Raw genomic sequence first — 2,785 nt, forward strand, 5'->3', positions numbered from 1 at the left:
GAAGCTCGTCGTTCAGGACGTGCAAAGCTATGAGGACACCCAGCAAACGCTGGCGCTACTCAAAATTCTGGCCTTAGGCCGGAAGGGCATCGAACAGGGGAAATTCAAGGATGCCGACGAGTTTCTCACCGAACTCGACGACCTTGATCGGAAAGAGCAAATCCGCTGATGGGGCAGACGAAGTTCAAGCTCCTGGTTCTTGACGAGGCGCAGGAGGATACGAAGGATTTGCGTCGCTACATCCTCAAAAGCTTCGGTGCTCAGACGTGGAAACAAACGTCGGCGGAATTGGCCGTCACGTTTGGCAATCAGACAGTTCCCGCAGAGCGATTATGTTCCGGTGGAGCTTTCAGATTTCGGAGGTCTGAATTTCCGGGAAGCGTTGAATGGCCAGAATCGGGTCATACATGAGGTGCGCGACGTCACGATTTACATTCACGTCGTCACCGGTACGCGCCGTGATCTACGAACGCTTCTTCAGAAACGACTATTGCGTTCTCGCTGGTAAACCAGCCTTACTGGTGTTTCCGCACTGTAGGGCCGGACCACTCGTTAGATGGTGGCACACGCGTGCTCCCGAAAAAGCTCACCATAACGAGGAATGCTGATTTTCATTACGCAACTAACCGTCTATCCCGATGATGTACGCCACAAGACCCAAACCCGTCTGCAGCACAGTGGCCGCCTGAAAATAACAAGCACGTATCTCGCTTGGCGTTTATCGATAACGGATGCCTGGCGAGGCGGAACCGTTGCGGCATTGATGATTGCGCCGCGTTCAACTTCTGGTAGATTTATCGCTGCGCGGCGCAGTACAAATACAAAGACCGCGAATGATATTGTCGAGGTATGTCATGGAAGTTCTTGATCGCGCGCCCGCCGTCTCGCCGGACGGACGCGCCGTGGTTTTCATGCTGTCGATCCGCGGCCGCGAGGTCGAAGGCGCGATTGCGCGTGACGCACTCGAAGAGCATTTCTGGCTACCGCGTAGCGCCGACGCGACACGCACGCTCAAAACATTTGAAAACGGCCGCAACCGCATCGTCGCGATCGCACAAAGAAAATTACTTGCGCGCCCCGACGACCCGCTGTGGCTGACTGTCAACGACTTCGTGGTCCGGTAACCGACCGCTGGCTAACGATGACTATCGCGTCGGCGTGCATCTGACAAACACAAAAAGAACGGACAAATCCTGTCGAGGCCATTCTGAAGTGTCGTAGTGGCAGCAAAGTAGAAGTGTCGTAGTTGTGCCTTTGTTATCTCTTTGACGAGGTTTTGAGTACAGGGTCCTGGAGGCTGGCCGTGGTTCTGCCAATCGCGGTGTTCAGATCCTCAACAGTGATCTCGCGCTGCTTCTTTGTGCCGATCCTGCGTTCCTTCAGTTTCGGCGCCTGCCCCTGATTGGTCCGTGACGGCGAGCCTGACGCGCGACGGTTATCGCGATCGGCCTGAATGAGTTGCGCGACCTGCAGCACGTGACCCAGCCGCTTGTGCTCGACTACCGCACCCTGATTGATCTCCGAGAGCCGGTCATAAGGCGTGCAGGGAAGGGCGACGCCGTCGGCGCGGATTTCGATGCGACCGTCCGGATACTCATACACATCGATGTAGCGTCCCACCAGCCTGCGGGTCACGTCCGTGTCATCAAGCAGGTAGATCACCCGGTCGTATTGCAACGTCAGCGAGCGTGTGACGCGCCGCGGTTCGCGCCACGTCAGGATGGTGTCGAGATTCTCATCTGTACGTAGCGGCCGGTGAGCGTTGAAGGCGCTGCGAGGTACCTTGCCAAAGCGCGTGTTGTAGTCGGCGATGAAGTGAGGTGCGTATGCGTTGGCGGCTGCCTGCGTGTCGATCTGACGTAACCGTAGTTCCTTCACCAGGCGGTCCTGCAATGTCAGGTTGGCCCGTTCAACCCGCCCCTTGGCCTGGCTTGAATTAGCGCACAACCCGTCAATATTCAGCTCGAACATCGCCCGGCCAAAGTGTGTCACGCCTTTGCCTCCGGTGGTCGCGATCTGCGTCGAGCGGAATACGCTTGCCTTGTCGCTGTAGAACGCCACCGGTTTGCCATGCTGCCTGAGATACCCGCGCGTCGCCTCGAAGTAACTGAAGGTCGACTCGGTGATCGTGAAGTGCAGCGCCATCAGCCGGCTGGTCGCGTCGTCGACGTACACCAGCAGCGTGCACGCCGGCGCCCGTTCCTCGAACCACCGGTGATCGCTGCCGTCGATCTGCACCAGCTCGCCCACGCAGGCCCGACGACTGCGCAACTGATGGATCTTAGGCGGTCGCTGACGCCGTGGAATCCACAGGCCGGCATCGGTCATGAGCCGCCTGACGGTTTCCTTGGCCAACCGCAGCCCATGACATTCACGCAGCTTCTCGCAGGCCAGCGTCGGGCCAAAATCGGCATAGCGCTCGCGAATGATCGCCAGCGCGCGAGCCGCAGTGCCGGCATCGAGCCGGTTGTTGCTCGGCTTCGCGCATCGGCCGGACACCAGACCTGCCGGGCCATCTTCACGCAGACGTGCGACCAGCCGCCGGATCTGTCGCGTCGTCAGGCCGAGCCGCTGTGCAGCGCGCCACGGCTTGAGAAGATCGTCCGCCACCGACTGGATGACCTTGAACCTGTCCAGCTCACGCATCGTCATGGTGATCCTGTCCGTTGCAGCCATCGCAGCCTCCGGCGCCGGAGGATCGACGCCGGGTAAGCTTATGCCGCCTGGAAGCGGACATCTGAACTTGGCTAAAAGCGGACATTACCGTCTAGCCACTACAATCCAA

Annotated in this window: 2 protein-coding genes; one reads left to right on the forward strand and one right to left on the reverse strand. The window is 58.8% G+C overall.

All coding sequences use genetic code 11. From position 1 onward, the window contains the following. The first annotated feature begins 854 nt into the window (after nucleotides 1-854). Nucleotides 855-1,124 carry a DUF1488 family protein gene (locus PQR40_RS38830; RefSeq protein WP_408511266.1) on the forward strand — a complete coding sequence of 90 codons (270 nt, stop codon included), beginning with the start codon at nucleotides 855-857 and terminating at the stop codon, nucleotides 1,122-1,124. Nucleotides 1,125-1,257: 133 nt separating this feature from the next. Here PQR40_RS38830 and PQR40_RS38835 read toward each other — a convergent pair whose 3' ends face one another. Beyond that, nucleotides 1,258-2,676, reverse strand: coding sequence for an ISNCY family transposase (locus PQR40_RS38835; protein ID WP_408511267.1), 1,419 nt, complete (start codon nucleotides 2,674-2,676; stop codon nucleotides 1,258-1,260). Nucleotides 2,677-2,785 lie beyond the last annotated feature (109 nt).

It is taken from the genome of Paraburkholderia sediminicola (genome assembly GCF_046026855.1).
Taxonomy (GTDB): domain Bacteria; phylum Pseudomonadota; class Gammaproteobacteria; order Burkholderiales; family Burkholderiaceae; genus Paraburkholderia; species Paraburkholderia sediminicola_A.